This is a genomic window from Bradyrhizobium hereditatis (assembly GCF_020329435.1).
Classification (GTDB): Bacteria; Pseudomonadota; Alphaproteobacteria; order Rhizobiales; family Xanthobacteraceae; genus Bradyrhizobium; species Bradyrhizobium hereditatis.
On the sequence record NZ_JAGKJK010000014.1, the window covers coordinates 110,753 to 134,559 of the forward strand.

24 protein-coding genes are annotated in these 23,807 nt (G+C 63.5%); 11 read left to right on the forward strand and 13 right to left on the reverse strand.

The window, feature by feature from the left end:
• Window positions 1-77: 77 nt before the first annotated feature.
• Both J6524_RS28555 and J6524_RS28560 read right to left on the reverse strand, forming a co-directional pair.
• Window positions 78-779, reverse strand: a complete 702-nt coding sequence (locus J6524_RS28555; protein WP_225676833.1) for an SIMPL domain-containing protein — start codon at window positions 777-779, stop codon at window positions 78-80.
• 5 nt (window positions 780-784) lie between these two features.
• On the reverse strand, window positions 785-1,486 hold the full coding sequence (locus tag J6524_RS28560; protein ID WP_225676834.1) for a GyrI-like domain-containing protein: 702 nt from the start codon (window positions 1,484-1,486) through the stop codon (window positions 785-787).
• Window positions 1,487-1,697: 211 nt separating this feature from the next.
• On the opposite strand from J6524_RS28560, the gene dapF reads away from it, so the two are divergent.
• Both dapF and mtaB read left to right on the forward strand, forming a co-directional pair.
• Complete coding sequence (gene dapF, locus J6524_RS28565) at window positions 1,698-2,570, forward strand: diaminopimelate epimerase (RefSeq protein ID WP_225676836.1); 873 nt, start codon at window positions 1,698-1,700, stop codon at window positions 2,568-2,570.
• 1 nt (window position 2,571) lies between these two features.
• Window positions 2,572-3,837 carry a tRNA (N(6)-L-threonylcarbamoyladenosine(37)-C(2))-methylthiotransferase MtaB gene (mtaB, locus tag J6524_RS28570; protein WP_225676838.1) on the forward strand — a complete coding sequence of 422 codons (1,266 nt, stop codon included), beginning with the start codon at window positions 2,572-2,574 and terminating at the stop codon, window positions 3,835-3,837.
• 149 nt (window positions 3,838-3,986) lie between these two features.
• Here the strand turns inward: mtaB and J6524_RS28575 are convergent, their stop codons facing one another.
• Window positions 3,987-4,730, reverse strand: a complete 744-nt coding sequence (locus tag J6524_RS28575) for an RluA family pseudouridine synthase (RefSeq protein ID WP_225676840.1) — start codon at window positions 4,728-4,730, stop codon at window positions 3,987-3,989.
• A gap of 28 nt (window positions 4,731-4,758) precedes the next feature.
• Between J6524_RS28575 and ftsY the strand changes: the two genes are divergently transcribed.
• Both ftsY and J6524_RS28585 read left to right on the forward strand, forming a co-directional pair.
• A complete protein-coding gene (gene ftsY, locus J6524_RS28580) occupies window positions 4,759-5,706 on the forward strand; it encodes a signal recognition particle-docking protein FtsY (RefSeq protein WP_225676842.1) in 948 nt (315 codons plus the stop codon).
• A gap of 2 nt (window positions 5,707-5,708) precedes the next feature.
• Window positions 5,709-6,311 (forward strand): septation protein A, encoded by a 603-nt coding sequence (locus J6524_RS28585; RefSeq protein WP_225676844.1) that lies wholly within the window; start codon window positions 5,709-5,711, stop codon window positions 6,309-6,311.
• Between the two features lie 173 nt (window positions 6,312-6,484).
• On the opposite strand, the gene J6524_RS28590 is transcribed toward J6524_RS28585, so the two are convergent.
• The 6 genes from J6524_RS28590 to ccmA form a co-directional block, all read right to left on the reverse strand.
• On the reverse strand, window positions 6,485-6,832 hold the full coding sequence (locus tag J6524_RS28590) for a ComEA family DNA-binding protein (protein ID WP_225676846.1): 348 nt from the start codon (window positions 6,830-6,832) through the stop codon (window positions 6,485-6,487).
• 166 nt (window positions 6,833-6,998) lie between these two features.
• Complete coding sequence (locus J6524_RS28595; RefSeq protein WP_225676848.1) at window positions 6,999-7,595, reverse strand: DsbE family thiol:disulfide interchange protein; 597 nt, start codon at window positions 7,593-7,595, stop codon at window positions 6,999-7,001.
• Window positions 7,595-7,777: a heme exporter protein CcmD gene (ccmD, locus tag J6524_RS28600; RefSeq protein WP_376712089.1), complete on the reverse strand. Its 183-nt coding sequence runs from the start codon at window positions 7,775-7,777 to the stop codon at window positions 7,595-7,597. Before ccmD ends, J6524_RS28595 begins: the two co-directional genes overlap by 1 nt.
• A complete protein-coding gene (locus tag J6524_RS28605; protein WP_225676852.1) occupies window positions 7,774-8,505 on the reverse strand; it encodes a heme ABC transporter permease in 732 nt (243 codons plus the stop codon). The genes ccmD and J6524_RS28605 overlap by 4 nt, the downstream gene beginning before the upstream one ends.
• Window positions 8,506-8,597: 92 nt before the next feature.
• Entirely contained in the window at window positions 8,598-9,266 is a 669-nt protein-coding gene (gene ccmB / locus J6524_RS28610) for a heme exporter protein CcmB (protein ID WP_225676853.1), read from the reverse strand.
• A 262-nt stretch (window positions 9,267-9,528) separates the two neighbouring features.
• Entirely contained in the window at window positions 9,529-10,131 is a 603-nt protein-coding gene (ccmA, locus tag J6524_RS28615) for a heme ABC exporter ATP-binding protein CcmA (protein ID WP_225676855.1), read from the reverse strand.
• A 226-nt stretch (window positions 10,132-10,357) separates the two neighbouring features.
• On the opposite strand from ccmA, the gene acnA reads away from it, so the two are divergent.
• The 3 genes from acnA (at window position 10,358) to J6524_RS28630 (ending at window position 14,779) form a co-directional block, all read left to right on the forward strand.
• Window positions 10,358-13,078 carry an aconitate hydratase AcnA gene (gene acnA / locus J6524_RS28620; RefSeq protein ID WP_225676857.1) on the forward strand — a complete coding sequence of 907 codons (2,721 nt, stop codon included), beginning with the start codon at window positions 10,358-10,360 and terminating at the stop codon, window positions 13,076-13,078.
• A 155-nt stretch (window positions 13,079-13,233) separates the two neighbouring features.
• Entirely contained in the window at window positions 13,234-13,998 is a 765-nt protein-coding gene (locus tag J6524_RS28625) for a DUF1223 domain-containing protein (protein ID WP_225676859.1), read from the forward strand.
• Between the two features lie 409 nt (window positions 13,999-14,407).
• Window positions 14,408-14,779 (forward strand): DUF2794 domain-containing protein, encoded by a 372-nt coding sequence (locus tag J6524_RS28630; protein ID WP_225676860.1) that lies wholly within the window; start codon window positions 14,408-14,410, stop codon window positions 14,777-14,779.
• Between the two features lie 114 nt (window positions 14,780-14,893).
• Here J6524_RS28630 and J6524_RS28635 read toward each other — a convergent pair whose 3' ends face one another.
• The 4 genes from J6524_RS28635 to J6524_RS28650 form a co-directional block, all read right to left on the reverse strand.
• Window positions 14,894-15,424 (reverse strand): GNAT family N-acetyltransferase, encoded by a 531-nt coding sequence (locus J6524_RS28635; RefSeq protein WP_225676861.1) that lies wholly within the window; start codon window positions 15,422-15,424, stop codon window positions 14,894-14,896.
• A gap of 82 nt (window positions 15,425-15,506) precedes the next feature.
• Window positions 15,507-16,298 carry a Bax inhibitor-1/YccA family protein gene (locus J6524_RS28640; protein ID WP_225676863.1) on the reverse strand — a complete coding sequence of 264 codons (792 nt, stop codon included), beginning with the start codon at window positions 16,296-16,298 and terminating at the stop codon, window positions 15,507-15,509.
• Window positions 16,299-16,541: 243 nt separating this feature from the next.
• Window positions 16,542-19,112 carry an ABC transporter permease gene (locus J6524_RS28645; protein ID WP_225676865.1) on the reverse strand — a complete coding sequence of 857 codons (2,571 nt, stop codon included), beginning with the start codon at window positions 19,110-19,112 and terminating at the stop codon, window positions 16,542-16,544.
• The gene (locus J6524_RS28650; RefSeq protein WP_225676867.1) at window positions 19,109-19,822 is read right to left on the reverse strand and encodes an ABC transporter ATP-binding protein; all 714 of its coding nucleotides are present in this window, start codon (window positions 19,820-19,822) and stop codon (window positions 19,109-19,111) included. Before J6524_RS28650 ends, J6524_RS28645 begins: the two co-directional genes overlap by 4 nt.
• Here J6524_RS28650 and J6524_RS28655 point away from each other — a divergent pair.
• From J6524_RS28655 to mdh, 4 genes are all read left to right on the forward strand, one after another.
• Entirely contained in the window at window positions 19,821-20,537 is a 717-nt protein-coding gene (locus tag J6524_RS28655; protein ID WP_225677005.1) for an arylesterase, read from the forward strand. The two genes, J6524_RS28650 and J6524_RS28655, sit on opposite strands and share 2 nt — an antisense overlap.
• Window positions 20,538-20,716: 179 nt before the next feature.
• Window positions 20,717-21,253 carry an RNA 2',3'-cyclic phosphodiesterase gene (thpR, locus tag J6524_RS28660; RefSeq protein WP_225676869.1) on the forward strand — a complete coding sequence of 179 codons (537 nt, stop codon included), beginning with the start codon at window positions 20,717-20,719 and terminating at the stop codon, window positions 21,251-21,253.
• A 137-nt stretch (window positions 21,254-21,390) separates the two neighbouring features.
• Window positions 21,391-22,575, forward strand: coding sequence for a cell division protein ZapE (gene zapE, locus J6524_RS28665; protein ID WP_225676870.1), 1,185 nt, complete (start codon window positions 21,391-21,393; stop codon window positions 22,573-22,575).
• A 233-nt stretch (window positions 22,576-22,808) separates the two neighbouring features.
• On the forward strand, window positions 22,809-23,777 hold the full coding sequence (gene mdh, locus J6524_RS28670; protein WP_225676873.1) for a malate dehydrogenase: 969 nt from the start codon (window positions 22,809-22,811) through the stop codon (window positions 23,775-23,777).
• The last annotated feature ends 30 nt before the right edge of the window (window positions 23,778-23,807 follow it).

Consider the following 23,807-nt stretch of genomic DNA (forward strand, 5'->3'; position numbering starts at 1 on the left):
GGAGCGAAGCGACAAAGCAATCCATCTCTCCGCTTGTGGCGCTATGGATTGCTTCGCTTCGCTCGCAATGACGGATGCTACTGTGCTGCCTTGATCGCCCAGGACACGCTCACTGTCACCGATAGTATCTCTTCGCCTGGCACCACCGGAGCGCCGGCGGCCATCGGGGCTGCCATCTTGCCGCGATGCAGCGGCACGGGCGCGCCTTCCTCGGAAATGTTGATGGGCTCGCCAAGCGTCACCCCGGCCGCCTTGGCATAAATCTCGGCCTTGCGGCGGGCGTCCGCGATCGCCTTCTCGCGGGCCTCGTCGAGGTGTTTCGACGACTGCGTCACGGTGAAGTTGATGTTGCCGATATCGTTGGCGCCGGCGCCGACCATAACATCGATCACGCTGGCCACCTTGGTCACGTCGCGGATCTTGACCGTGACGCGGTTGCTGGCGCGGAAGCTGACGATGCCTGGTGTGCGCTCCGCTGGCTTCGATGACGTGGCGAATTGCGGCTGCAGCATCAGCCGCGAGGTCTGGTAGTCCTTCTCCTCGATGCCGGCGCCCTTGAGCGCCAGCAGCACCTTGCCCATTGCCGCGTTGTTGGTGTCGGAGGCCTCGCGCGCGGTCTTGGCGTCCGAGGTCACGCCGGCATCGATCTGCGCCTGATCGGGTGCCACCGATACGTTTGCTTCGCCGGTCACGGAGATCGCTGGCGGCGGCACTGGCTGCGCCAGCGCGGGCGCCGTCAGCAACGCGGCGGCAACGGCAAGGCCGAACGGGCGTTTCATGCCGATCACCTCAGCGGCACGTATACGTTGATCACCAGCTTGTCTTCCGCCGTCTTCAGGGGATCGGTGATGTATTCCTCGATGAAAGTGTCCTTTGCTTCCAATTTCTTGTCGTCGAGGTGGTTGGTGATCGCCTCATAGGTGTTGTCCATGTTGTCGTAGGAGCCGCGATGGACGAACTTCAGCGCCTTACCCTCAGGCGACTTGCCCATGCTCATGTCCTTGGTCAGGTTCTTGACGTCCTGATCGACGGGGATTTGCGCCAGGAACGTGAAGCCGGTGTCGTCGGTCGAGGTGTAGACGATCATCGAATTGCCTGCCGCCTTGATGCCCTGCTTGTCGATCAGGGCGGTCAGCGCCTTGAACGCATCGATCAGGGTGTCGAATGCCGCATCCCAATTGGCGGTGCCCTTCATGACCAGCACCTTTTTGGCCTCCAGCGTGAACTCCTCGCCGAAGGGGTCGGCGGTCTGGACATTGGGAGCGGGGGGAGGCGGCGCGGGCGGCGGAGCTTTTTCGGCCGTGGGGGCGTCCGCCGGGGACTTGGTTTCGGCGGGCGGCGGGACCGGAGCGGGACTTGGTGCCGCTGACGGGCTCGCTGCGGGAGAGGGGGGCGCCGGCTGTTGCGCCATCACGGTGTTGCCCAGTGCGAACACAACCATGAGGAGCGCGACCACGGCCGCACGGAAAGTGCTGATACGGTCCATTTGAGGTATTCTCCATCCCACCCTGGCGGCCGCGGTATGTCCCGTTCCACGCCCGCCAGGACCGCCGCTGTTTCTAACACGCGAGGCTCGCTTTCGTCCCATGACAGATGCGTCATAGGCCCCTGCTGCCGCGTCGCACTGCCGGTCCGATCATGCTCTAGGCAATCGGCCATCATTCGCCATATAAGGCAGGCATAAATTGGGAAATTCCATGAGCGCACTGGCCAACCACACGTTTGCCAAGATGAACGGCATCGGCAACGAGATTGTCGTGGTGGACCTGCGCGACTCCAAGGCTGCCGTCACGCCGGAAGACGCGCGCGCCGTGGCCTCGCCCGCGGGCGTTCCTTATGACCAATTGATGGTATTGCAGCCGCCGCGGCTCTCGGGCACCGAGGCCTTCATCCGCATTTACAACAATGACGGCTCTGAAGCTGGCGCCTGCGGCAACGGCATGCGCTGTGTGGTGCGCCGCCTGTTCGAGCAGACCGGCCAGACCTCGGTGACCTTCGAGACCCGCGCGGGTCTACTGAATTGCTGGCAGGGCCCGGCGCCCGATCTCTACACGGTCGACATGGGCGCACCCAAGTTCGGCTGGCAGGATATTCCGCTGGCGGAGGAGTTTCGCGATACCCGCTATATCGAATTGCAGGTCGGGCCGATCGATGCGCCGGTCCTGCATTCCCCGTCCGTGGTCTCGATGGGCAATCCGCACGCGATCTTCTGGGTCGAGGACGTCAACGCCTACGATCTCGAGCGCTTTGGGCCGCTCCTGGAAAATCACCCGATCTTCCCCGAGCGCGCCAACATCACGCTCGCCCATATCGTCGATCGCGACCACATCACGATCCGCACCTGGGAGCGGGGCGTCGGATTGACCAAGGCGTGCGGCTCGGCGGCCTGCGCGACCGCGGTCGCTGCCGCCCGGTTGAAGCGCGCCAATCGCCGCGTCGAGATCACGCTGCCCGGCGGCAAGCTTATGATCGAGTGGCGCGAGCGCGACGATCACGTGCTGATGACCGGCACCGCCGACTTCGAATATGAGGGCCGCTTCGATCCCGCGCTGTTTGCCAGCGTCGCCTAGGATGAGCGTCGACGTCATCACGTTCGGCTGCCGCCTCAACGCGTTCGAATCAGAAGTGATCGCGCGCGAAGCGGAGCGCGCCGGGCTTTCCGATACCGTCGTCATCAATAGCTGCGCCGTCACCAATGAGGCGGTGGCGCAGGCGCGGCAATCGATCCGGCGGCTCAAGCGCGAGCGGCCGGACCTGCGCATCGTCGTCACCGGCTGCGCGGCGCAGACCGAGCCAAATATGTTTGCTGAAATGGCCGAGGTCGATCGCGTCGTCGGCAACGACGACAAGATGCGCGGCGACGCCTGGCGGCAGGCACGTGCTGCGTTCGATTCGGGCTTTGGCATCGGGACGAGCGAGAAGATAGCGGTCGCCGACATCATGGCGGTGAAGGAGATGGCGCCGCATCTGCTCGACGGCTTCAAGACAGGCCTGCCGCGGGTTTTCGTGCAGGTGCAGAACGGCTGTGACCATCGCTGCACTTTCTGCATTATTCCTTACGGCCGCGGCAATTCGCGCTCGGTGCCGATGGGGGCCGTCGTCGATCAGGTGCGCGCGCTGGTGGAACGCGGGCATGCCGAGATCGTGCTGACCGGCGTAGATCTGACGAGCTATGGCGCCGATCTGCCGGGCGCGCCAAAGCTGGGGCAATTGACCCGGCAGATCTTGCGGCATGTGCCGGAATTGAAGCGCCTGCGGATTTCCTCGATCGATTCCATCGAGGCTGACCGCGATCTACTCGACGTCATCGCCAGTGACGAACGGCTGATGCCGCATCTGCACCTGTCGCTGCAGTCCGGCGACGACCTAATCTTGAAGCGGATGAAGCGGCGGCATTCGCGGCAGGATGCGATCGAATTCTGCGCCCAAGTACGGCGGCTGCGGCCCGACGTCACCTTTGGCGCCGATATCATCGCCGGGTTTCCGACCGAGACGGAAGAAATGTTCGCGCGTTCGCAGGATTTGGTTGACGAGTGCGATCTCACCTTCCTGCACGTGTTTCCCTATTCGAAGCGCCCCGGCACGCCGGCCGCGCGAATGCCGCAGGTGGCGGGCGAAGCGATCAAGGCCCGCGCGAAGCGGCTGCGTGTGGTAGGTGAGGCCGCTTTGCAGCGGCGGCTGATATCGGAGGTCGGCTCAACACGTCAGGTGTTAATCGAGAGCGCGACGCAAGGACGCACCGAACATTTCTTGCCAGTCGCGATATCAGGCGAAGTGCCGGGCGCGGTGATGGCGCTGGCCATCAAGGGCCATGATGGCGCACGGCTGACGGTGTGAGCCACAAACTCCGCCATCGTCGCCCGGCTTGACCGGGCGATCCAGTACGCCGCGGCCTTTCGGCTAGTTACAGACGTCTCTGGGATACTGGATCATCCGCTTTCGCGGATGATGACAGTGGTCTTGGATGTAGGTCTCGGCCACGAACCCTACTCCCCATTCCACCCGCACTTCCTCAGCCGCTCCCGCATGTGCGCGGGTGCCGGTGCTACCACGCGCACCGGCTCCTTGTTCTTTGAGATCGGCACCACGATCTCGCGGGAATGCAGGTGCAGGATCGGTTCGCCGAAGCGCGGGCCGTTGCCGTAGATATTGTCGCCGACGATCGGCCAGCCCATCGCCGACATATGCACGCGCAGTTGGTGGGTGCGGCCCGTGACCGGTTCCAGCGCCAGCCAGGTAAGGCCGTCGCCACGGCCGCATACTTTCCAGGTGGTGACGGCTTTCTGGCCCTCCGGGTCCGGTTTCTGCCACCAGCCGCGCTCGACATTGAGCCGCCCCAGCGGCATGTCGATGGTGCCTTCGTCTTCGGCAGGTCCGCCCTCGACCACAGCCCAATAGGTCTTTCCGACCTTGCCGTGCTTGAACAACAGGCCGAGCGAGGCGGTCGCCTTGCGATGGCGTCCCAGCACGAGACAGCCAGAGGTGTCCTTGTCGAGCCGGTGGGCAAGCACCGGCGGCCGCGGCAGGCCGAACCGCAGGGCGTCGAAGGAGGCTTCCAGATTTGGCCCACCCTTGGGGCCGCGATGCACTGGCAACCCGGCCGGTTTGTCGATCACCAGCATCAGCCCGTCGCGGTGAAGCACGCGGGCCAGAATTTCATCCGCCGTTAATCCCGGAACATCAAAGGCTGTTCCGGGAACAGGGATGGGGCTGTTGTGACTTCCGCTCATGGCGCGAAACCGCTAACACGTCCCCGACATGAGCGATACTACTCCCGGAACTCCAAAGCAGAGCTGGTGGCGGCGGCTTTCAGGCGGCCTGAAGCGCACATCCAGCGCGCTCGGCACGGCCGTTGCCGATCTCGTCATCAAGCGCAAGCTCGACCGAGCCATGCTCGACGATATCGAGGATGTGCTGCTGCGCGCCGATCTCGGCACGACGGTCGCTGTCAGGATCGCTGATGCGGTCGGCGCCGGCCGTTACGACAAGGCGATCTCGGCCGACGAGGTGAAGACGGTGGTTGCCAGCGAAGTCGAGAAGGTGCTGGCGCCGGTGGCGCAGCCGCTGGAGATCGATGCAGCGCAAAAGCCGTTCGTCATTCTCGTGGTCGGCGTCAACGGCTCCGGCAAGACCACCACGATCGGTAAGCTCGCCGCGAAATTCAGCGCCGAAGGGCGCAAGGTGATGCTGGCGGCCGGCGACACGTTCCGTGCCGCCGCGATCGAGCAGCTCAAGGTGTGGGGCGAGCGCACCAAATCGCCGGTCGTTGCGGGCGCGCAGGGCTCGGATTCGGCGAGCCTTGCCTTCAAGGCGCTGAGCGCGGCGAAGGAGCAGAAGCTCGACGTGCTGCTGGTCGATACCGCCGGCCGCCTGCAGAACAAGGCCGAGCTGATGAACGAACTGGAGAAAATCGTTCGCGTCATCAAGAAGGTCGATGCGTCGGCGCCGCACGCGGTGCTGCTCGTGCTCGATGCGACGGTGGGACAAAATGCGCTGTCGCAGGTCGAGGCGTTTCATCGTACCGCGGGCGTCACGGGCCTCGTAATGACGAAGCTCGACGGCACGGCGCGCGGCGGCATCCTGGTGGCGCTGGCGGAGAAGTTCAAACTGCCGGTGCACTTCATTGGCGTCGGCGAAGGCGTCGATGATCTCGCGCCGTTCACCGCCCGGGATTTCGCCAAGGCGATCGCAGGAATCGAAAGTTGAGCATGGACAAGAACCAGCCGCATCCGCTGTTCAAGCTCGCGACCGAGCTCGGCCCGCTCATCGTGTTCTTCGTCGCCAACGCCAAGTTCAACCTGTTTGTCGCGACCGGCGCCTTCATGGTGGCGATCGTCGCTGCGATGGTCGCCTCCTACATGGTAGTGCGGCATGTACCCATGATGGCGATCGTCACCGCCGTGATCGTGCTGGTGTTCGGCACGCTGACGCTGGTGCTGCACGATGAGACCTTCATCAAGGTCAAGCCCACCATCGTCTACGGCCTGTTCGCCGTGATCCTCGGCGGTGGCCTCCTGTTCGGTCGCTCCTTCATCGCGATCCTGTTCGATCAGATGTTCAACCTGACGCCGAAGGGCTGGCGCATCCTGACCACGCGCTGGACGCTGTTCTTTCTGGGAATGGCGCTCCTGAACGAGATCATCTGGCGCACGCAGTCGACCGACTTCTGGGTCGCCTTCAAGGCGTTCGGCGCGATCCCGATCACGATGGTTTTTGCGATCGCCCAGATGCCGCTGATCAAGCGCTATCATCTGGAGCCCGCCACGCTCGAAGCCAGCGAGGCGGAAGCAGGCGATGTGAGCAAGGGGTAATGTTTTCTCCCTCTCCCGCTTGCGGGGGAGGGCCGGGTGGGGGTGTCTCCACACGGCGAACTCGTCGAATGGATAGATTTCCCCCACCCGCCGCGCTCTGACGAGCGCGTCGACCTAAGAGCGAGCTTCGCTCGTCTCGACCCCGCAAGCGGGAGAGGTCAGCAAGGCCGGCCTCAGCTCTTCTGCTTTGCGATGATCTTGTCCTTGATCTTGTCGTACGTCGCCTGCGGGACGATGTTCTTCTGCACCAGCTCGTCCTTGCCCTTGTACGGGCGGCCCTTGATGATCTTTTCCGAATAGGCTTTGCCGACGCCGGGCAGCGCATCGAGCTGCTCGGCGGTCGCCGAGTTGATGTCCAGCAGCTCCACCTTCGGCGCAGGCGCCATCTTCGACTCCGAGGGAGCCATCTTGCTTTCGGATTTGGCCGCGGGCTGCGCGGTCTGGGCCATCGACGGTGTCGCCGACAGCAGCCCCAGGGTCAGCGCGGTAGCGAGAAGAGAAGCGAGCGTGAAATGACGCATTGGGTGTCCCTCCAAGGACGGTTCAAGTAGCCTTGCAAAGCTAGCTGCGGATTCGTGGCGGCGCCATGGCTGTAAAATGAACGACAGATAAAAGCAGAAGAATATTTGATTATTGCTTTGTCATTCCGGACGCGCGCCGCGCGCGTCCCGGAATGACAAGTAGAGTTCAATTCCCCGCGCGTAACGCCTTCTCGATCTCGACCTTGAGTACGCTGTCCAGATTGGCCGGCGTCACCGGCCCGACCAGCTTGTAACGGATGGTGCCGTCGCGGCCGACCACGAAGGTTTCGGGCACGCCGTAGACGCCCCATTCGATCGAGGCGCGGCCGTTGCTGTCGGCGCCGACGGCCGTAAACGGATTGCCGTAGCGGCCGAGGAAGCGACGGGCGTTGTCGGGCGAATCCTTGTAGTTGATGCCGATGATTTGCAGCCGCGTGTCCTTGGCCAGCGCGGTCAACAGCGGCGCCTCGTCGTGGCACGGCACGCACCAGGACGCCCAGACGTTGACGACGGAAACCTTGCCCTTGAACACGGACGGGTCGAGCCCGGGCACGGGCGCGCCATTGTGGACCAGACCCTCCAGCGCCGGCAGCGTGGTTTGCGGCGCCGGGCGGCCGATCAGGGCCGACGGAATCTTAGAGGGATCGCCGCCGTAGAGCCGCAGCAGGAACAGCGCGGCGATGGCGAGAAAACCGAATAGCGGCAGCGCCACCAGCCAGCGCCGGCTGCGTGGCTGCCCATCCGGTGTTGCGGGCGCGCTCATCAGATGTCCGTCGCCTGACGGCCGGAGCGCCGGGTCACGCCGGAGGCCTCGAGCTCCCTCAGCCGCTCCTTCTGATGGCGATAATCGATGGCGATCCAGACGATGAGAATCAGCACGATCGCCGCCACCAGCGAGTAGGACGTCACGATATAGGAGGCGTAAGGTCCGAGCGACATCGTCACGCCGCCTGCTGGCTGGCTTGCATCATCTGCAAGCTGCGCACCCGCCGGCGCAGAATCTCGTTGCGCATCGCCGCGATATGCAGCGTCACGAACAACAGCGAGAAGCCGACCGCCATTACGAGCAATGGAATCAGAAACGCCTTGTCGAGCGATGGTCCGCCCATGCGCAACACTGACGCCGGCTGGTGCAGCGTATTCCACCAATCGACGGAGAATTTGATGATCGGCAGATTGAGCGCGCCGACCAGCGTCAGCACCGCGGCGGCGCGAGCGGCCCGTGACGGGTCTTCCACCGCGCGCCACAGCGCCATCAGGCCGAGATACATCAGGAACAGAATCAGCACCGAGGTCAGCCGCGCATCCCATTCCCAATAGGTGCCCCACATCGGCCGGCCCCACAACGAACCGGTGACCAGCGCAAGAAACGTGAAGGCTGCGCCGATCGGCGCAGCGGCCTTGGCCGCGACATCGGCGAGCGGATGTCGCCACACCAGCGTGCCCAGCGCGGCCATGCTCATCACCCCCCAGACGAACATCGCAAGCCACGCATTCGGCACGTGCACGAACATGATCTTGACGGTCGCGCCCTGCTGATAGTCATCGGGCGCCATAGCCGCCTGATACAAACCGATCAGCAGCAGGATCGCGGTCGCGCCCGCCAGCCACGGCAGCACGCGCGCCGTGAGGGTGAGAAATTTCGAGGGATTGGCGAGGTCGATCAGCGTCATGGCATCCTGATAGTCGTCAGCGGCGGGGCAGGCAATGCGACTTGTTTTGTTTCGTATTGCCTCCGCGAGAGTTGATCGGGGTCAAATCAGTGTCAGTCCAGGCCGTGCCGCAGGCTGGCAGCCGCGGCGAACGGCCCCACGACCAAGCTGACCAGCGAAAGCGCGCACAGGATCGAAAACGGTGTTCCAAACGACAAAGGGCCGGAGATCGCGGCCTGCGAGGCCGCAACCCCGAAGATCAGCACCGGGATCGACAGCGGCAGCACCAGCACTGCGAGCAGGAGCCCGCCGCGGTGCAGTGTCACCGCGAGCGCCGCGCCGATCATCCCCGTAAACGTCAGCGCCGGTGTTCCCACCAGCAGTGTCAGCGCCACGGCTGATGTTGCGGAGGCGTCGAGATTGAGCAGAAGCCCGAGCGCGGGCGTTGCCACGATCAGCGGCACGCCGGCGGCCAGCCAGTGCGCCAAAGCTTTCGCCGCGCAGGCGAGTTCCAACGGCGTCTGCCCCATCGCAATCAGGTCGAGCGAGCCGTCCTCGTGGTCGGCGGTGAACAGCCGGTCCAGCGTGAGCAGGCTGGCGAGAAGTGCGCCGAGCCACAGGATCGCAGGTCCCAGCCGCGCCAGCAGCGGCAGGTCGGGACCAATGGCGAACGGCATCAGTACTGTCACTGTGAGGAAAAACAGCACGCCGATCAGCGCCCCGCCGCCGACGCGCAGCGCGATCTTGATGTCCCGACGAATCAGCGCGGCGAGGGCGGTCATACGGGACACTCTTCCGAACGGTAGTTTGAAGCGCACATACGTTCGCGCGCAGACGGTGCGCTCCCTCCCCCCTTGCGGGGGAGGGCAGGGGAGAGGGGTGGCCCAGGAAAAAGTGTTTGAGGGAGGCGCTTGTCGCTAGAGGCCCAACCGAGAGAGCACGTCGTGTGGCACCCCTCTCCCTGACCCTCCCCCGCAAGGGGGGAGGGAACGGAGAAAGTCATGGCGTGGCGCAACCCAACTCGCTCGAAGACGGACTCGACCATCACTTCCCACCCCCCATCCGCAGTTCCCTCGCTTCAATCCCGAGCGGGGTGTGGGTGGCCGCCACGATGATCCCACCTCCGGCGAGGTGCTCACGCATGACGCCGACGAACAGGTCCTGTCCCGCGGTATCGAGCGCCGAGGTCGGCTCGTCCAGTAGCCAGACCGATCGGCGCACGACGAGCAGGCGCGCGATCGAAAGCCGCCGCCGCTGGCCGGCCGAGAGAAAGGCTGCCGGCAGGTGTATGGCGTGGCCAAGCCCCACAGCGCTGAGGGATTCGCTGACATCACCGGCCTTGCCGCCGAGAAAATCCCGCCAAAAGGAGAGGTTTTCGCGGACGCTCAGGGCGGGCTTCAGCGCATCGCGATGGCCAAGATAGTGGGCTTGTTCAGGTAAGGTCAGCTCGGCCTCACCACCTTCCAACTCGATCGAGCCGCCCGCCGGTGCGAGGAGGCCCGCGAGCAGGCGCAACAGCGAAGTCTTGCCCGAGCCGTTCGGGCCGACTACCGCCAGCACCTCGCCGGAGGAGGCTTCGAAATCGAGGCCGGAGAATACGCCGCGGCCGCCCCTGATACAGCTGATTTGGCGTCCCGAGAGCCGCATTTTATGTTGTCACAGCCCTCTGAAATTGATGGGTACCGCGTCAGAATTTGTGGGTACCGCATTGCTGCAGCACGCTTGTCGGTGTGGCGGCGCTTCTAGAAAGATTCTATAAGCCCGGAACTTGATGCAGCACACAATCGGCGGCTGCAAGCCATCAGGCCAAGCCTCACGCTGAAGGTGTTCAAATACCCTAATCGGGTATAACTAGAATTTGGGATTCCTGACAATGACCTCGCTCGACAGCTTCAAATGCCGCAAGACCCTTAAGGTCGGCAGCAAGACCTACGTGTATTACAGCCTGCCCGCCGCCGAGAAGAACGGTCTGAAAGGGATTTCCAAGCTGCCCTATTCGATGAAGGTGCTCCTGGAAAACCTGCTGCGCAACGAGGACGGCCGCACGGTCAAGAAGGAGGACATCGTCGCCGTTTCGAAGTGGCTTCGGAAGCGCAAGCTCGAGCATGAGATCGCATTCCGCCCGGCGCGCGTCTTGATGCAGGATTTTACCGGCGTGCCGGCGGTGGTCGATCTCGCCGCGATGCGCAACGCGATGCAGGCGCTCGGCGGCGATGCCGAGAAGATCAACCCGCTGGTGCCGGTCGATCTCGTCATCGACCACTCCGTCATCGTCAACTTCTTCGGTGACAACAAGGCGTTCGGCAAGAACGTCGTCGAGGAATACAAGCAGAACCAGGAACGCTACGAATTCCTGAAGTGGGGCCAGAAGGCATTCTCGAACTTCTCCGTGGTGCCGCCCGGCACCGGCATCTGCCACCAGGTCAATCTCGAATATCTCGCGCAGACGGTGTGGACCAAGAAAGAGAAGATGACGGTCGGCAAGAAGACCGGCACGTTCGAGGTCGCCTATCCGGATTCGCTCGTCGGCACCGATTCCCATACCACCATGGTCAACGGCCTCGCCGTGCTCGGCTGGGGCGTCGGCGGCATCGAGGCGGAAGCCTGCATGCTCGGCCAGCCGCTGTCGATGCTGCTGCCGGAAGTGGTCGGCTTCAAGCTGAAGGGCCAGCTCAAGGAAGGCGTCACTGCGACCGACCTCGTGCTGACCGTGACGCAGATGCTGCGCAAGCAGGGCGTGGTCGGCAAGTTCGTCGAATTCTTCGGCCCCGGCCTCGATAATCTCTCGGTTGCGGACAAGGCGACCATCGGCAACATGGCGCCGGAATATGGCGCGACCTGCGGCTTCTTCCCGGTCGATGCCGCGACCATCGATTACCTCAAGACCTCGGGCCGCAAATCTGATCGTGTCGCGCTGGTCGCGGCCTACGCCAAGGCGCAGGGTCTGTTCCGCACGGCGAAATCGGCCGACCCCGTATTCACGGAAACGCTGACGCTCGATCTCAAGGACGTCGTGCCGTCGATGGCGGGCCCGAAGCGTCCCGAAGGCCGCATCGCGCTGCCTGCGGTTGCCCCCGGCTTCGCGACCGCGCTGGCCAGCGAGTACAAGAAGCCCGATGCCGCCGCGAACCGCTATCCGGTCGAGGGCCGCGATTTCGATCTCGGCCATGGCGACGTCGTGATCGCCGCGATCACCTCCTGCACCAACACTTCGAACCCGAGCGTCCTGATCGGCGCTGGCCTTCTCGCGCGGAACGCTGCAGCCAAGGGCCTGACCGCCAAGCCGTGGGTGAAGACCTCGCTCGCGCCCGGAAGTCAGGTGGTCGCCGAATATCTCGCCAATTCCGGTCTGCAGAAGGATCTCGACAAGGTCGGCTTCAACCTCGTTGGCTTCGGCTGCACCACCTGCATCGGCAATTCGGGCCCGCTGCCGGAGGAGATTTCGAAATCGATCAACGACAACGGCATCGTTGCCGCGGCCGTGCTGTCCGGCAACCGCAACTTCGAAGGGCGCGTCTCGCCTGATGTGCAGGCGAACTATCTGGCTTCTCCGCCGCTGGTTGTCGCCTACGCGCTGGCCGGCACCGTGACCAAGGATCTCGCGGTCGAGCCGATCGGCACCGGCAAGGACGGCAAGCCGGTCTACCTGAAGGACATCTGGCCGACCACCAAGGAGATCAATGCCTTCATGAAGAAATACGTCACCGCGACGATCTTCAAGAAGCGCTATGCCGACGTGTTCAAGGGCGACACCAACTGGCGCAAGATCAAGACGGTCGGAAGCGAGACCTATCGCTGGAACATGAGTTCGACCTATGTGCAGAACCCGCCTTATTTCGAGGGCATGAAGAAGCAGCCCGATCCGATCAGCGACGTCGTCGATGCACGGATTCTGGCGCTGTTCGGCGACAAGATCACCACCGACCACATCTCGCCGGCCGGCTCGATCAAGCTGACTTCTCCGGCCGGAAAATTCCTCAGCGAGCACCAGGTGCGTCCCGCCGACTTCAACCAGTACGGCACGCGGCGCGGCAATCATGAGATCATGATGCGTGGCACCTTCGCCAACATCCGCATCAAGAACTTCATGCTGAAGGGCGCCGATGGCAACATTCCGGAAGGCGGCCTCACCAAGCACTGGCCCGACGGCGAAGAGATGTCGATCTACGATGCCGCGATGAAGTACCAGGCCGAGGGCGTGCCGCTCGTCGTGTTTGCGGGCGCCGAATACGGCAACGGCTCGTCGCGCGACTGGGCTGCGAAGGGCACCCGCCTGCTCGGCGTTCGCGCCGTGATCTGCCAGAGCTTCGAGCGTATCCACCGCTCCAACCTGGTCGGCATGGGTGTATTGCCACTCACCTTCGAGGACGGCACATCGTGGACGTCACTGGGTCTAAAGGGCGACGAGAAGGTGACGATCCGGGGCTTGCAGGGCGATCTGAAGCCGCGTCAAACCCTGACGGCCGAGATCGTCTCGAACGACGGCTCGCTGCAGCGCGTGCCATTGCTGTGCCGCATCGACACCCTCGATGAACTCGACTACTACCGCAACGGCGGCATCCTGCATTATGTGCTGCGCAAACTGGCGGCCTAACGCGGATTTGTGATCAGTGCCTCACTTCGAAGTGAGTGGCGAGCAAGGAGAAGGCGGCCTATGAAAAGGCCGCTTTCGCGTGTCTGGGGCACGCTTGTGAGGAAATCAAACATGCCCCGTACAAGTACGGATGGACTCTACCACCGGTACACACGATGACAGCGATGATGGCCTACAATTGCATATCGCGATGGTCCGGTGCGCTTGGAGTCTGCGCGATCATCGCCATCATCCGCCCCGCTCATGCTGATCCCCGCGCTGTGGTTGAACTGTTCACTTCTCAGGGATGTTCGTCGTGTCCGCCGGCCGACAAGCTCGTTGGTGAACTCGCCAAGGATCCGTCAGTGATCGCGCTGAGCATGCCGGTCGACTACTGGGACTATCTTGGCTGGAAGGATACGCTGGCGGACTCGCGTTTCAGCGCGCGCCAGAAAGCCTATTCGCATGTGCGCGGCGACCGCAACCTCTATACGCCGCAGATGATCGTCAATGGCTCGGCGCAGGTGATCGGCAGCGATCGCGCCGCCGTCGAAGGCGCGATCAAGAGCACGAGCAAGACTGATGGCGTGATGTCGCTGCCGGTGACGATGACGTTGTCGGGCAAGCTTCTCAACGTCTCGGTGGACGCGAGCAAGGTGTCGACGACGACCCGCCGCGGCGAGGTGTGGCTCTGCTCGGTTTCGCGGGCGGTGCCGATTTCGATCGGGCGTGGCGAGAACCGCGGCCGCGAAATCACCTACTACAATGTGGTGCGCAATCTCGTGAAGGTCGGCGACTGGAACGGCAGCTCCGGAAGCTGGACCATTCCGCTCGACAGTATTTCGCGCGAGGGCGTCGACGCCGCAGTTGTCTATGTTCAGGACGGCAGTCGCGAGAAGCCGGGCCCGATGCTCGGCGCCGCCTATACCGAGCTGCGCTAGCTCTTCCCGAAATTTATCTGAACGGACGTCGGTTACGGCATGCGGGGCTTGGCCGCACTGAATGCCGCCCTCGTCCAAGTGGCCCACAAACGAAAAAGGACCAACTTTCGTTGGCCCAGTATCGGGATTAACTCCCTCTGCGAACAGGCCCGATCCCGACGGCCCCGGGGGGCTGGGGGCTGAGGAATCCGGAACCGAAAGGACCGGGCCAACGCAGGGTTTTCTTTTCGCAATCCAGCGGGGCGGGCGGTTGGCCAAAGTGGGGCAGCAATAAGATTCCGCTAACGATCCCGTGAATCGATATTTTGGGATCTGAGGGGCATCCGCGCCGGTTTCCTTCGTATTTACACCCCCTTGCAGCGTCCTGCGGTTAGCGCGATCATGTAAGTTGGATGACAGGAGGCGCTCCATGAATCTGATATCGGAGGACACCGATCCGAGCGAAAGCCGCGCAGTGGCGGCGCGCGCCACTGCAGTTCCACCGCCGAATCGGGTCACCTTCAATCGTCTCGAACTCAACCGCATCCTCAATCTGTATGGACGCATGGTCGCCGACGGCGAATGGCGCGACTACGCCATCGACTTCATGAAGGAGCGTGCGGTGTTTTCGGTGTTCCGCCGCGCTTCTGAAGTTCCGATCTACCGCATCGAGAAGGATCCGCGGCTTGCGCGCAAGCAAGGCATGTACAGCGTGATCTCGGCAACCGGACTGATCCTGCGCCGCGGCCACGAGCTTGAACGCGTGCTGCTGGTGATCGACCGCAAGCTGGCGGTGGTTTAATCGGCCCGGCTACTGGGAGCCGGGGCTATCCTACTTTGCATGGGGTTGTTTTCTCGATTTTGAGTCTGGGCCCCCGGTGTACCGCCAAAGGGGCGGCGCTACGCTTTATCCAGACTACGAAGCGGGGACCGTCGTGCTGCCTTCGCCGAGCGCACGCTGCATCATGACCGTGTCCAGCCAGCGGCCGAATTTGAGCCCGACATTCTGGAAGGTCCCGATCATCTGGAAGCCGCATTTGGTATGAACGCCGATCGAGCCGGCATTGGCGGAATCGCCGATGACGGCGATCATCTGCCGGAAGCCCCGCGCCTCGCACTCGGCGATCAGCCGCTGCATCAGTTGCAGGCCAATGCCGCGCCGGTGAGTGGCGGGCTGCAGGTAGACCGAGTTCTCCACCGTGAAACGGTAGGCTGGCCGCGGGCGGTAGGGACCGGCATAGGCATAGCCGATCACCCGGCCTTCGATGGCGGCGACGAAATAGGGAAAACCGCCATCCGACAGCGCCCTGAACCGCCGCGTCATCTCGGCGAGATCGGGCGGAATCAGCTCGAACGTCGCGGTGCCATAGCGCACCGCATGCTCATAGATATCGGTGATGGCGGGAAGGTCGGCCTCGTTAGCGGGCCGGATTTCAGGCGTCGACATCGGGGTAGAATATTTTTGCTGCGCGCAAAAGAAAAGCCCCGGCGCAAGGCCGGGGCTTCAACTCTTGAACCTGGTCGGCGCGCTATTCGCGCTGGCCGAGGAGCTGCAGGAGCAGCGTGAACAGGTTGATGAAGTTCAGATAGAGCGACAGCGCACCGGTGATGGCCGCCTTCTCCGCTATCTCGCCACCCTCGGAGGCGTAGCCGTAGATGTAGTCGTTCTTCAGCCGCTGGGTATCCCAGGCGGTGAGGCCCGCGAACACCAGCACGCCGACCACCGAGACGATGAACTGCAGCATCGAACTCGCCAGGAACAGGTTGACCAGGCTCGCGATGATGACGCCGATCAGACCCATGAACAGGAACGACCCCATGCCGCTCATGTCACGCTTGGTGGTGTAGCCGTAGAGGCTCAGCGCGCCGAAGGTCGCCGCGGTGATGAAAAACACCCGGACGATCGAGGTGTGCGTGTACACCAGGAAGATCGACGACAGCGAAATGCCCATCAGCGCCGAGAACACCCAGAAAAGCATCTGGGCGGTCGCAGGCCGCAGCCGGTTGATGCCGAAAGAGATCGCGAACACCATGACCAGCGGCGCGAGGATGAACAGCCACTTCAGCGGGCTGACATACATCGCGTAGCCGAACGGCGTCAGGAAGGCGTTGCCGAACCTGGCGGCGGCGCCAGCCTGGTCGGTCGTCACCGCGGCCATATAGACGCCGAGCGCCGCAAAGCCGGTGATGGCCAAGCCGATGCTCATGTAGTTGTAGATGCGCAGCATGTAGGCGCGCAGACCGGCATCGACGGCCGCAGCGTCAACGCGTCCGGCGGCCCGGCCGAAAGGAGATACGTAGTTACGGTCTAGGTCCGACATGGTCGAATTCCCGTTGGTTGCCCGGCGGAGCGCAAGGGGTTTGCGGCGCCGGTTAGATTTCTTAGCTCAGATGTCCCGATCTGCGACGTAGTCTTACGTCATGAACCCGGCCAACTGATCTTGGCTGGTATGTGGGAAACTAACACATTCGCCGCAAGCTTCCACGCGCGGCTGAATGTCGCTTCTGGCAGCTATTTCCGCGGTAAAAGCGGTGTTAACCCCGTCTTCCGCCGCTACAAATTGTCACAAATTCCGCAACACGCTCGCCGGCTTCTGGTTTAGCGCCAGCAACGTGCCGGCGAGCCCGAGCCCGACCGTGACAATCAGGGCGGCGGCGACCACGCCCGCCGCGCTGCCGGCCTGCCAGATGAAACTGAGCGTCATCAGCCGGGTGACGATCAGCCACGCCGCGATCGAGCCCGCGATCACACCGAACACGGCGGTAGCGAGGCCGATCAACAGGTATTCCAGCGCGTAGGCGCCGAGCAATCGCGCCCGGGTTGCGCCCAGCGTCTTCAGGATCACCGCGTCATAGACCCGATGGCGATGGCCCGCCGCCAGCGCGCCGCCGAGCACCAGCATCGCCGAGATCAGGGTGACCGCGCTGGCGCCGCGGATGGCGAGCACGAGGTTGGTGACGACGGTGCCGACGGTTTCCAGCGCCTCGCGGACCCGGACGCTGGTCACCATCGGAAAGGCGTCGGCCACTTGCTTGATGATTCGGGCATCGCCGGCCGGATCCGGGTGGGCCTCGGACAAGGTCGCGACATGGCTGTGCGGGGCACCCTTGAAGGCGTTGGGCGAGAACACCAGCACGAAGTTGATGCCGAGCCCCTGCCAGTCGACGTTACGCAGATTGCTGATCCGGGCGGGGATATCGCGGCCGAGCACATTGACGACGATTTCGTCACCGATCTTGAGTTTCAGCCCGTCGGCGATCTTCTTCTCCAGCGAAACCAGCGGCGGGCCCTTATAGTCCGCGCTCCACCATTCGCCCTCGACCACCTTCGAGCCCTTTGGAACTTCGTTGGTGTAGGTCAGGCCGCGGTCGCTCTGCAGCACCCATTCGGAATCCTGCGCCGGTTTGAGCTCGTCGGCCTTGACGCCGCGCGCCGCGACGATGCGCCCGCGCAGCATCGGCACGTCGTCCACGGTCGATTGCGGCGCCACTTTCTTCAGGAATTCGCCGAACCGGTCGGCGTCTGCGGTTGGAATGTCGATAAAGTAGAACGAAGGCGCGCGCTCCGGCAGCGCAGCCAGGAACTGCCGGCGCAGATTGCCGTCGATCTGGGTAATGGTGACGAGCACCGCCAGCCCAAGCCCGAGCGACATCACGACCGAGGGCGTCAGAGCGCCTGGCCGGTAGATATTGGCGATCGCCAGGCGCAGCATGGTGATGCGGCTGCGTGGCATGCGGCGGGCCAGCGCCATCAGGCCGGCGGCGACGCCGCGCAGTAGCGCGAATACCGCGACCGAAGAAACGACGAACACGGCGGCGACCCGCTTGTCGTAGGCAAGCCCGATGGCGACGGCAACCAAGAGTGCGATCACGATCGCCATCAGCGCGAGGTAGCTCCACCGCGGGCGGTGCCACTCGCGGGCAACTTCCTCGCGAAACAGCGCCGCGACCGGCACGTCATGCACCCGGCCGAGCGGCCATAGTCCAAAGGCGAGCGCAGTGAGCAGGCCATAGACGAAGGATAGCGCCAGCTCGTCCAAATGCAGGGCAGGGATCACCGGCAGCGGCAGCAGCTTGCCGAACACGCCGACAATGAGGAACGGCAGAGCCGCGCCGGCGGCAAGCCCGATCACCGAACCGACGGCGGCAAGCAGGATCACCTGCGTCAGGTAGATCGTGAAAACCTCGCGGCCCGTGGCGCCCAGCGCCTTGAACGAGGCGATGACGTCGCGGCGGTGATCGATATGGCTCTTGATGGCGTTGGCGACACCGACGCCGCCGACCAGAAGGGCGGCGAGGCCGACCAGCGTCAGGAACTGGGTGAATCGATTGATCGTGCGCTCGAGTTGCGGAGAGGCATTGCTGCTGCTGCGAATCCACCAGCCGGCCTCCGGCAGCGCGCTCCGCGCGCTGTCGATCAATTGGGTGGCGGCGCGGTCGTCGGCCGCATTGGCGGGCAGCTTCACGCGGTACATCCAGCGCACCAGGCTGCCGGGCTGCAGCAAACCGGTGGCGCGCAGGCTGGCTTCGCTGACCAGGACACGCGGGCCGAGGCCGACATTGCCGGCGAGCTTGTCCGGCTCGGCGCCGACCACGCTGCGGATCTGAAACGTGGCATTGCCGATTGTAATGCGATCGCCGAGCTGGAGATCGAGCCGCGCCAGCAGCGTCGAATCAACCGCCGCGCCAAACGCGCCATCGCGCTCGGTGAGCAGATCCGCCATCGGCACCGGGGGATCGAGCGTGACCTGTCCGAGCATCGGATAGTTGCCGTCCACCGCCTTGAGCTCGACCAGCGCCAGCTTGCCGTCAGCGCCGCGGGCCATGACGCGCAAGGCGGCTGCGACCGAGACCTGGCCGCGCGAGCGCAGGAAGGCGAGTTCCTCCGGCTTGGCCTCGCGCTGGATGAGCGAGAACGCGACGTCACCGCCGAGCAACGTGCGGCCCTCACGCGTCAAACCTTCGCTAAGGCTTGCGGCGACCGAGCCGACGCCGGCAATTGCCATCACGCCGAGCGCAATGCAGGCAATGAAGACGTAAAAGCCGCGGAGGCCGCCGCGCAATTCGCGCAGCGCATAGCGGAGAGCAAGCGACGACGCGCGGCTGCGGTAAACGGGTTCGGAAACGGTGGTCATGAATGTCCGTCGATGCGGCCCGAGCGCAGCCGCACCACGCGGTCACAGCGCTGTGCGAGCGAACTGTCATGCGTCACCAGCACCAGCGTCATGCCGCGCTCGGCGTGCTTGGTGAACAAGAGATCGACGATCTGCTTGCCGGTGGTCTCGTCGAGATTGCCGGTCGGCTCGTCCGCGACGAGGATGGCGGGATCAGGCGCCAGCGCGCGGGCGAGCGCCACGCGCTGCTGCTCACCGCCGGACAATTGTGTCGGGTAATGATGCAGGCGCTCGCCAAGCCCGACGGATGCCAGCTCCTTCGCCGCGCGCTCCGCCGCGTCGGGATTGCCGGCAAGCTCGAGCGGCACCGCGACGTTTTCCAGCGCCGTCATGGTCGGGATCAGGTGAAACGATTGGAACACGATGCCGACCTGGCGGCCGCGAAAGCGCGCCAGCGCGTCCTCGTCGAGGGCATTGAACGGCGTGCCGTCCACCACCACCTCTCCGCTGTCAGGACGTTCCAACCCCGCCATCACCATCAGCAAGGTCGATTTGCCGGAGCCCGATGGCCCGATCAGGCCGATCGCCTCGCCCGATGCCACGCGAAGGCTGATATCTTTCAGGATATGAACGCGGGCGGCGCCGGTGCCGAGCGAGAGGTTGACGTTGGAGATGGAAATGGTGTCCGGCCCGAGGCCGGTCAGGGAAGAGGGTTCGATGCGACTGTCCATGGCTCGGTCATATGGCACTTCCGCCGCTCGGGTCGAGGGCCTGAAGCGGATGTTTGCGCACATACGCGTGTTGATTATGGCTTTGATGACGCTCGTGCCGGCTTTGGCCCAGGCTCAGACCCAAAGCCCAACCAACGTGCCGGCCAAACCGGTGAAAATGGTCGTCCTTGGCGATTCCTTGAGCGCCGGTTTCGGTCTTTCAGCCCAGGCCGCGTTCCCCGCCCGCCTGCAAAAAGCGTTAGCCGACAAGGGGATAAAGGTTGACATGATCAATGCCGGGGTGTCCGGCGATACCACCTCGGGCGGACGCGACCGGCTGGACTGGTCGGTCCCCGATGGAACCGAGGCGGTGATTGTCGAACTCGGCGCCAACGACGCTCTGCGCGGAATCGATCCCGCTGTCACCCGCGCCGCGTTGACCGATATTCTGACGCGGCTAAAGGCGCGGAATATCGCAGTTCTCCTATGCGGCATGCTGGCGCCGCCGAACTACGGCAGCGAATACGCCGCGCGCTTCAACGCGATCTATCCGGAGCTTTCAAAATCCTTCGGCGTGCCGCTCTATCCGTTCTTTTTGGAGGGGGTCGCCGCCGAGGCCAAGCTTAACCAGGCGGACGGAATTCATCCGACCCCTGAGGGCGTCGATCTTATCGTGAAGAACATTCTGCCCACGGTGGAGGCATTTATTGGCACGATCTCGGGGCAACGGAGTTAAAAAAGTGGCGGCGGATAAGGTTTTCCGATGTTTTCCCCGAAGGTTTCCAATCCGTAAACGCCCCATGCTTCGCAGAGTCACATAAGTCGAGTAGAAATGACTATCGGTGATTCGTCACCGGGCGCTGTTACAGGACATGGTCCTTTTTAAGATCATGCCCAAGCATCGGGAGTCATGCGATGCCGCGTTTGTTTGCTGGACTAGAAATCCCGGCCGATATCGGCCAGAGCCTTTCTAGTTTGCGTGGCGGCCTTCCTGGCGCGCGCTGGATCGATCCAGAAAATTACCACGTCACCTTGCGCTTCATCGGCGACATCGATGGCGCCTCGGCGAATGAAATCGCCTCGATGCTGTTTCGGGTCAATCGCAAGCCGTTCGAAGTCAAGGTGCAGGGCCTGCAGAGTTTTGGCGGCAAAAAACCGCGCGCGGTGGTCGCTTCCGTCGAGCCAAGCCGGCCGCTCATCGAACTGCAGGCCGAACTCGAACGGCTGATGCAGCGGCTCGGGCTTGATCCGGAGGGGCGAAAATTCATCCCTCATGTGACGCTGGCGCGGCTGCACGACGCTTCAAGCCAGGACGTTGCCGATTATCTATCGGTGCGGGGCTATTTTCCGAGCCGCACGTTCTGGGCTTCGCGGTTCGTCCTGTTCTCCTCCCGCGCCTCCACCGGCGGCGGGCCTTACGTGGTCGAGGATTCCTACGCGCTGAGCGCGTGAGGGCAAGGGCCGGATGGGTCACGTATCAGTGGTGTACTGAATACCTCGTCTGCGCGTCTCCAGGTCGAGCCACTTGCATACCCCCAACACCAATTCACGGGTTGCAATTTTCGTGCGCTTAAGGCCGAAAGAGGGCCATGCTGTCGACCGACCCTACCTCGTTCCGCGCACAGTATCAGGCGCTGGTTTCCTCCGGAGCGATCGAAGCTGATCCCGCGCAAGCGGACGCCGCCGAGGCGTTTGCCGCGCTTGAGGAGCGGCTGTCGAGCTACAAGCCCGCGCGCAAGCTCAGCCTGCTCGGCCGACTGTTCGGCGACAAAAGCGAGGCGCCGCCGCGCGGTCTTTACGTTTATGGCGAGGTCGGCCGCGGCAAGACCATGCTGATGGATCTGTTCTTTCAGCACTCACCGGTCCAGCACAAGCGCCGCGCCCATTTCCACGAGTTCATGGCCGAGGCGCATGAGAAGATCTACGCCTATCGCCAGAACATCGCGCGCGGTGAAATCCCGGACGGCGACGTGATCGAACTGACTGCGAACGCCATCTTCGACGAGGCGTGGCTGCTGTGCTTCGACGAATTTCACGTCACCGACATTGCCGACGCCATGATCCTCGGTCGGCTTTTCTCAAAGCTGTTCGAACTCGGCACCGTGGTTGTGGCGACCTCGAACGTTGCGCCCGAAGACCTTTACAAGGGCGGTCTCAACCGCGCGCTGTTCCTGCCCTTCATCAGCCAGATCGAAAGTCGCATGGACGTGCTGCGGCTCGACGCACGCACCGATTTCCGGCTGGAAAAACTCACCGGCGTGAAGATGTGGCTGGTGCCGCCGGATGATGAAGCCGGCGCGGCGCTCGACGGCGCCTGGCGCAAGATGACCGGCAACGCGCCCTGCAAGCCGCGCGATATCTCGATCAAGGGCCGCATTCTGCGCGTGCCCTGTTCGGCGCACGGGGTGGCGCGGTTTTCCTTTGCCGATATCTGCGAAAAACCGCTCGCGGCCTCGGACTATCTGCGGCTGGCGCATGATTATCACACCATCCTGATCGACCGCATTCCGGTGATGGGCTATCCCGAGCGCAACGCCGCCAAGCGGTTCATTTCGCTGATCGACACCCTCTACGACAATGCCGTGAAGCTGATGGCGTCGGCCGAAGCCGATCCGGTGTCGCTGTACCTGGCGACCGATGGTGTCGAGGCCATGGAGTTCAAGCGGACCGCATCGCGCCTGATCGAGATGAGTTCCGAGTCTTACCTGGCCCTGCCACATGGCCGGAAGGATTCCGCGGCCAGCGGGTCGAGCACGGGGCTGGTGGAGACGTAGTCCCGTCGCGGGCTCTCAGCCTGTCATTGCGAGCGCAGCGAAGCAATCCATGCTTCAGCTCCGCTTCATCGCAATGACGGTGGGGGAGGAGTCCTGGCATACCTGACCGAATTCGAGGCAGGGCCTTAGAATAGGGCGCGCCCCGGCTTGAACCGGTCAATCGAAAGCGATAACCAGCCATCCGGCTGATTAACCCACCCTCTCACTCTTCGTCTCAGAAGGACAAATTTCCCATGGCGCGCGACAAGATTGCTTTGATTGGCTCCGGTCAGATCGGCGGAACGCTGGCTCACCTCATCGGCCTGAAGGAGCTCGGCGACGTCGTGATGTTCGATATTGCGGAGGGCGTGCCGCAGGGTAAGGCGCTCGATATCGCGCAGTCCTCCCCTGTCGACGGTTTCGACGCCAATCTCACCGGCGCCAATTCCTATGAGGCGCTCGACGGCGCCAAGGTCTGCATCGTCACCGCCGGTGTGCCGCGCAAGCCCGGCATGAGCCGCGACGACCTTCTGAGCATCAATCTAAAAGTGATGGAGCAGGTCGGCGCCGGCATCAAGAAGTATGCCCCGGATTCCTTCGTCATCTGCATCACTAACCCGCTGGATGCGATGGTTTGGGCGCTGCAGAAGGCTTCGGGCCTGCCGCACAAGAAGGTGGTCGGCATGGCCGGCGTGCTCGACTCCGCGCGCTTCCGCTACTTCCTGGCCGATGAGTTCAACGTCTCGGTCGAAGACGTTACCGCCTTCGTGCTCGGCGGCCACGGCGACACCATGGTGCCCTTGGTGCGCTACTCCACGGTTGCCGGCATTCCGCTCCCCGACCTCGTCAAGATGGGCTGGACCTCGCAAGCCCGCATCGACGAGATCGTCGACCGCACCCGCAACGGCGGCGCCGAGATCGTCAACCTGCTGAAGACCGGCTCGGCCTTCTACGCGCCGGCCGCCTCCGCCATCGCGATGGCCGAGAGCTACCTGAAGGACAAGAAGCGCGTGCTGCCCTGCGCTGCCTATCTCAATGGCGAATATAGCGTGAAGGACATGTATGTCGGCGTTCCCGTCGTGATCGGGTCCAAGGGGGTCGAGCGCGTCGTCGAGATCGAGCTGGCCGGCAAGGATCGCGAAGCCTTCGACAAGTCGGTCGGTGCAGTCCAGGGCTTGGTCGACGCCTGCAAGAAGATCGCGCCCGATCTGCTCGGTCGTTGATTTTGCTCAGCTTTCGCCCCTTCGTGGGGC